The following is a 6,648-nucleotide window of genomic DNA, read 5'->3' as shown; positions in this document are numbered from 1 at the left end:
AGGCACCCCGCCGAACGTGATAGGGATCGGCATGATAGACTCGCTTGCCGGGGTGAAGATCACGTTTTTCGAGTGGATGACGTTCGCCTTACCCATAACCGCCGTGATGTTCGCCTACCTCTTTCTTATGCTGTCGCGTTCGGTTGCACCGGGCGCCCCGGCCGTAGCGGGGGGGCCGTCCGACAGGGAGGGCGTGCGCGAGTACGTGAGGAAGGCCCGCCACGGGCTCGGGGGGTGGAAGAGGGGGGAGATAAATACGGCCGTCGCCTTCGCCACTGCCGTTACGCTCTGGGTGCTTCCGAGCATCGTCGGGCTCATATGCGGTAAGGAGTCCGAGGCGGCGCTGTTCCTCTCTTCGAGGCTGAATAGCGGTATCGTGGCCGTCTTTGCCGCCACCCTTCTCTTCATACTCCCCGTATCCTTTCGGGAGCGGCGTTTTACGATGGACTGGTCCGGGGCCGTAAGGATAGACTGGGGTACCATACTGCTCTTCGGAGGGGGGCTCAGCCTCGGTAAGCTCATGTTCTCGACCGGCCTTGCCGAGAGTTTCGGCCACGGCCTCACGGGCCTTACCGGCGCCACGGGCCTCTGGAGCATCACCGCGGTCAGCACTCTCATGGCGATAATCCTGAGCGAGACCACTTCGAACACGGCCTCGGCCAACATGGTGATACCCGTCACCATAGCCATAGCCCTTTCGATGGGCATCTCTCCACTGCCGCCCGCCTTGGGGGCCTGCCTCGGGGCGAGCTTCGGCTTCATGCTCCCGGTCTCCACTCCGCCGAACGCCATAGTCTACGGCTCGGGCATGGTGCCGATACTCTCAATGGTAAGAAAGGGGATACTCTTCGACATAGGGGGGTTCTTCATTATAATGGCGGGGCTTATGGTGATGTGCCCGCTTATGGGGTGGGTATAATGAGAAGGATATATATCCTGCCCCTGTGCATTCTTCTTTTATTCACGTTCGGCTGCTCCAAACCCATGACCGAGGAGGACAGGGTGAGGGCTGCCGTAAATGGGATTGCGGAGGCCATGGAGGCGAAGGACTTAAAGGCGGCCATCCGTTACTTCTCGGACGACTACAACGACGAGGCGGGGAACGACCGCAGCGGCATTAAGGGGGTACTCTTCCACCAGATCATGAGGCCCGGGAAGCTATCGGTCTTCGTGCGCGGCCTGGAGGTGAAGGTCGAGGGGAGTAGGGCCCTTGTGGACTGCAAGGCCGCTCTCGTAAGGGGGGACGCGATACCGGACGAGAGCGCGGGCTACCGCTTCAGCGTGGTCTTCAGAAAGGAAGACGGCGACTGGAAGGCCCTTAGCGCCAAGTGGGAGAGGGTCGGCCTTATGGGGCTACTGTGAATCGTTGGCAGGCTAATAAGGGTGGATAAGGAGCTAAAATTTTTCGCCGACTCGATGCTGGGCAAACTCACCCTGTGGCTCAAGATAGTCGGCCATGACGTTGCGTACGAGAGGACCATCGACGATACGGAGCTCATAAGGAGGGCCGGGGCCGAGGGCAGGGTGGTCCTTACGAGGGACACGCTGCTAATAAAAAGACGCTGGGTCAGGGAGGAAAAAAATCACCTCTTTATCGAGAGCGACAGCTTCCGCGAGCAACTTAAGCAGGTCGTCGAGGCGTACGGGTTGGACAGAGAAAGATTCCTGACGCGGTGCCTCAGATGCAACCTCTTGCTTGAGGATATCGAAAAGGGCTCGATAGAGGGCCGGGTACCGCCTTACGTATATTCGACGCAGGAGGAGTTCTCCACCTGTCCCTCATGCGGCCGGCTCTACTGGGCCGGAACGCACAGGGAGAGGATGGAGAGGGAACTGGCAGAGGATGACTTTAAAGGCCCTTGAGTTGGTTTGGGCAAGGAGGTGATGGGGAGATGCGGGTCCAACCAGGATTATATTTTCTGATTGTTTTCACCCTGTTTTCCACCTGTTTTATGGTGAGGGGTAAGGCGCTTGCCGATAGCGTTCCCGGTATTTTCAGACTGGGCTCTCTTTATGAACTGAACTGGGACAGGCCGGAGGAGTTGAGTAGGCAAACGGACTTAGCTTTTTTCCCGGTACGGATTTCATCGAGAGATTTGTATGAACTTTACCGGTCCGCCGGTCGCGGGGTACTTGATGCCGACACGAGCAGAGAGGTCGGGCGGATTAGTCCCGGCGTTTCGGTCGGGAATAGTTTTTATTACCTCGGCGATAGCGGGTGGAAAGAGGTCGAAATTATCGGATATGTAAAGCAGGGCGACGGCGAGGGACCCAACCCCTCTTTTGAGGTCGTGGAAAAGGATACCAACTTTCTCTGGGCTTACGGGAAGATCTCGGAGAAAGGAGTGGATGAACACGTCGGCGAAACAGTCGTAATAATGGCCCTGGGGGAAAAGCCGGGCGATACGGCAGGTGTCGTGGACGTGTCGAAGGGGAGACAGAAAGATAAGGGCGAGACTGGTAAGTTCATGGGTAAGGTGGAAGCTGCGATAAACGAAGACAAGAGTGGCTATAAGCTCTTGACCGACGCGTACCAGTCCGGTCTCGAAGAGGCCGAGCGGGAATCAAGGCGTGAAAATCCGACCGTAACACATTACTACCAACACTGGGTTAACGCCAAGCTGGCCGTCTTTTCGGAATATATTCCTCCCGAGCTTCGAAAGGCCGAAGGCAGGGTGGAACTGTCGAAGGTTGTCGACGGTCCGCTCTCCATAGAGCTTCAAACGGTGAAGTCCGGAGTTTATCCCAATAGGGATGATTACGGGACGGACGAATACTCCCAGGTCAAGGTCATGGAAGGCGGTCTGGAGGTGTTTGTGAAGTTTGTCAACGGCGGAGCAGAGCTTCGGGAAGTCGTCACCAAGGATAGGAGATTTTTTATTCTGGAGTATTACGACTGGGGGGTCTTTTATATACTTATATTCCAGGAGGGGGGCAAGCTCCATATGGTCCCGTATTCGAGGCCGTCGAGCTGTTAGACGGTGCGGCCTGTTATTGAAAGCGAAAAAAAGGATGGTCTAGGCTGTGAGATATAGAGTAAAGTAGATTGGGTAGAGCATGGCGAAACCCAACGATTCTAATAGGCACCGAAAATGCTCCGGGAGAAGAGACGGAATGGGCAGGGTCGACCCCTCAGCATAAAAGAAAAATTACCCAGTATCTACGCGGCGTTATGCTCAATAGTTACGTAGCTACTTTAAAGTTGACTTCAGCAACTCCTCTATGTGCTCGACGTGCTGCCGCTCCTCTTCGGCGAGTTCGAGGCAGATCTCCCGGCCCTCTTCGGTCGAGGACTTCTCCGCCAGCTTCGTAAAGAACTCGACCGAGTGGACCTCCGCGTCGAGTGCGATAAGGAGCGCCTTCCGGGGCTCGTCTATCGCGTGGACCAGTTTCTCTATGTCTATCCGTCTCGTGAAGAGGTCCGGCACGCCGCGCGTCCTTACGTACTCCTCGACCTCCAACTCCTCTTCGGTGATAAGCTCCCCGAACCCGGCCTCGGGGAAGTACTTCTTCTCGATTATCTTCAGGTGCTTTTCCTCGTCCTTCGCGAGCCTTTTGAAGACGGCGGCCGCCTCGGCGTCTTCGGTCTTAGCGGCGAGGAGCGAATAAAAGGTAAAGCCGTTTTTCTCTATCAGCGCCGCCTTCTCAACGGCCTCTTTTTCCTCTATATGCTCGAACACTATCCTGAGTCCTCCTTTTTGTTTTCGGAAAATCGGAAAATTGGGAAAAGGTATATACTATAACTTACCAGAAGATACGGGGGTGTGCAAACCTAAATACGCTTGACATGCGGTTAAATTTAAAGTAAGTAAGGGGCAATCCACCTGAAAGGAGGAGGGAAGCAGTGAAAAGAGCATATCCGTTTCTTGCAGGTCTTGTCGTGCTGGGCCTTTTCGCGGGCTGCGCGAAGCAGCAGATACAGATGTTCTCGGGGATGACCGCCAGCGAGTCAGTAGCGGTCTCCGGGAAGAAGAACGACGTCTACCAGAGGGGTTTCAGGGCGGCCCAGGCCCTGGGCTTCAGGCCCGTCGGGGGGCAGCATAAGGGGATAGGCATATATAACGGCGCCAGGGGCGACGGCCTCCTCGAACACTCCGAGCTTTCGTTCGTGGTCGAGAAGACGAGGCTCGTGGTAGACGTAAAGTCCAACAAGGACGCGCGCGAGATAGCCCTGGACTTCATCCGCCTCTATAACGAGGGCGTGAGCGGAAGGGGTTTCAGGAAGGAGCAGGCCAGGGGGGAGAAGTAGAGGCCCGCCCGAATTAAAATACCATTACTGGATTCCTGCTTCCGCAGGAATGACAATGATGATGACCTATCCCTGCTCCCTGTTTTCACAGGGACAAGTTTCGCAGGAATGACAATGATGTTGACCTATATGAGACGTTACTTTTGCATGCACCAATAATCCCCGGTCCGCTGACCGGCAGTTCGCAATCCCCACTCCGTAATTTGTTTGCCCCGCCTCCTTCATGCCATACATCCCTGACGGTAGTCCGGAATTGAAATATCCTGTGGTGCGGCGGTTATTGATTTGTACCGTCAAAAGTGGTAATTTTTAAGAAGGTATACGAATATGACTATCGAGTTCAAAAAATCCGAGGGCGTCACCCTCGGCATAGAGGCCGAGATACAGCTCGTCCACAGGGATACGCTCGCCCTTATGAACAACTCTACGGATATAATCGACTCCCTTAGCGGGCTCGATAGCTCGGTAAAGCACGAGCTCCTGATGTCCAACCTCGAGATAAACACCTGCATATGTTCTTCGGTGGCCGAGGCGGAGCGGGACCTGAGGGAGAAGTTCGCCGTGGTCTCGAAGGCGGCGGAGGCCTACGACACGCTGCTCTGCTGCGCCGGGACCCATCCGTTTTCAAGGTGGAGGGACCAGGTCGTAACCGAGGACGAGAGGTATATGCGCCTCATGGAGAGGCTCAAGATAATCACCCGGCGCTTCAACATATTCGGCCTGCACGTGCACGTGGGGCTCGAGGGGGGCGAGAAGTGCATATACGTTATGAACCGGATGCTCTTCTACCTGCCGCACCTGCTCGCCCTCTCGGCCAACTCGCCGTTCTGGCAGGGGGACGACACCGGGCTCAAGTCCTACAGGGTGAAGGTCTTCGAGAACCTCCCCGTCGCGGGGCTCCCGTTCTACTTCGACGACTGGGCCGACTTCAGCCGGCTGATCGATAACTACAAGGCCACGGGCACCATAGAGACCATAAGGGAGATATGGTGGGACATACGCCCCCACCCTGACTTCGGAACGGTCGAGATAAGGGTCTGCGACATGCCCGGGACCATCAAGGAGACCCTGGCCATCGCCGCCTTGATCCAGGCACTCGTTAAGAAGTTCGGCGACGAGTACGAGCGTGGGGTTCCGTTCGAGAGGCCGCACTCCGCTATTACGAGGGAGAACAAGTGGCGAGCCGCGAGGTACGGGCTCGATGGCGAGTTCCTGACAGAAGACGGAGGAAGCACCGTCCCGGTGAGGGAGGCGATAGGGGCGCTCCTCGGCTCGGTCGAGGAAGAGGCCGCAACACTCGGGAGCGCCGGGTACCTCTCAGCCCTCGGGGAGATACTCGCCGGGGGTACCGGCGCCGACAGGCAGCTCCGGGTGTTCAAGGAAGGCGGCGACCTTAAGGGGGTCGTAAGGGATATGACCGACGGCCTGCTGGCGGAGACGCGCCCGGCGGACGAAGGGGAGTAATGGAAATAATGGAAATAAAGGAAATTAAAGGAAATTAAAGGAGAAGCGGTTATGAAGGGCGTGGTCTCATCCGGACATGAGCTTACATCGAAGGCGGGCATGAAGATGTTCGAGCGCGGGGGCAATGCCTTCGACGCCGCCGTAGCGGCCGCCTTCGTATCATTCGTGGCCGAGTCCACCCTTACGAGCCCCTGCGGCGGCGGCTTCTTCATGGCGCATACGAAAGAGGGCTCGACCATCCTCTACGACTTCTTCTCCGACGTGCCGGGGTTCGGCTCGGCGGCGGGGGTGAAGAAAAAAGCGTTCCGTTTCTACCCCGTGGACATAGACTTCATAGGCACCATGCAGGAGCTTTACATAGGAGAGGGCTCGGCCGCGGTGCCCGGCACGGTGGCCGGCCTTAAGGAGGTGTACGAGCGCCACTGCACCCTGCCGATAGAGGAGCTTATCGCCCCGGCCGTCGCTCACGCCAGAGAGGGCGTCACAGTCAGCTTCCACCAGGCGCAGTTCATAGAGACCCTCTCCCCCATGTTTACGGTCTCCGAGGAGAGCCGTGCCATATACGCGCCCGGAGGGAAGTTCCTCCGGGAGGGTGACAGGCTGGTCAACCCCGGGATGGCGGACACCTTCGAGTGTTTTGCCGAAGAGGGTCTTGACAGCTTCTACAGGGGCGAGGTCGCGCGGAAGGTGCTGGAAGGTTTCGGGGAGCGGGGGCTCATTACCAGCGGCGACCTGGAAAACTACCGGGTGGAGGTGAGGGGGCCGCTCCGGATAGAGTACAGGGGGAGGAAGATATACACCAACCCCCCGCCGTCTTCCGGGGGCTGCCTCATAGCCTTCGCCTTGAAGCTTATCGAGGGGTTCGACCTCACGGCCGGAAAGGGGCTTGCTTGCAACACCGCCCCCTACTTGAAGTTGCTCTACGAGGTCATGAG

General features: G+C 57.3%; 8 protein-coding genes. 7 read left to right on the top strand and 1 reads right to left on the bottom strand.

Annotated elements, in window-relative coordinates; genetic code table 11:
* From V3W31_03265 to V3W31_03250, 4 genes are all read left to right on the top strand, one after another.
* Window positions 1-919 (top strand): SLC13 family permease (locus tag V3W31_03265; protein MEE9613959.1); only part of this gene is annotated, 919 nt, incomplete at its 5' end.
* The gene (locus V3W31_03260) at window positions 919-1,362 is read left to right on the top strand and encodes a nuclear transport factor 2 family protein (protein MEE9613958.1); all 444 of its coding nucleotides are present in this window, start codon (window positions 919-921) and stop codon (window positions 1,360-1,362) included. The genes V3W31_03265 and V3W31_03260, both read left to right, overlap by 1 nt.
* A gap of 21 nt (window positions 1,363-1,383) precedes the next feature.
* Window positions 1,384-1,863: a Mut7-C RNAse domain-containing protein gene (locus tag V3W31_03255; GenBank protein ID MEE9613957.1), complete on the top strand. Its 480-nt coding sequence runs from the start codon at window positions 1,384-1,386 to the stop codon at window positions 1,861-1,863.
* Between the two features lie 29 nt (window positions 1,864-1,892).
* Window positions 1,893-2,978, top strand: coding sequence for a hypothetical protein (locus V3W31_03250; protein ID MEE9613956.1), 1,086 nt, complete (start codon window positions 1,893-1,895; stop codon window positions 2,976-2,978).
* Between the two features lie 213 nt (window positions 2,979-3,191).
* Here the strand turns inward: V3W31_03250 and V3W31_03245 are convergent, their stop codons facing one another.
* Window positions 3,192-3,680, bottom strand: a complete 489-nt coding sequence (locus V3W31_03245; protein ID MEE9613955.1) for a ferritin family protein — start codon at window positions 3,678-3,680, stop codon at window positions 3,192-3,194.
* Window positions 3,681-3,844: 164 nt separating this feature from the next.
* Between V3W31_03245 and V3W31_03240 the strand changes: the two genes are divergently transcribed.
* From V3W31_03240 to V3W31_03230, 3 genes are all read left to right on the top strand, one after another.
* Window positions 3,845-4,249, top strand: coding sequence for a hypothetical protein (locus tag V3W31_03240; protein ID MEE9613954.1), 405 nt, complete (start codon window positions 3,845-3,847; stop codon window positions 4,247-4,249).
* A 327-nt stretch (window positions 4,250-4,576) separates the two neighbouring features.
* The gene (locus V3W31_03235; GenBank protein MEE9613953.1) at window positions 4,577-5,713 is read left to right on the top strand and encodes a glutamate--cysteine ligase; all 1,137 of its coding nucleotides are present in this window, start codon (window positions 4,577-4,579) and stop codon (window positions 5,711-5,713) included.
* Window positions 5,714-5,764: 51 nt separating this feature from the next.
* A partial coding sequence (locus V3W31_03230) for a gamma-glutamyltransferase (GenBank protein ID MEE9613952.1) occupies window positions 5,765-6,648 on the top strand: 884 nt, incomplete at its 3' end.

The sequence above is a fragment of the Thermodesulfobacteriota bacterium genome (genome assembly GCA_036482575.1).
GTDB lineage: Bacteria > Desulfobacterota > GWC2-55-46 > GWC2-55-46 > JAUVFY01 > JAZGJJ01.
Note: the sequence above shows the minus strand (reverse complement) of the source record. Positions and strands in the feature narration are given on the sequence as shown.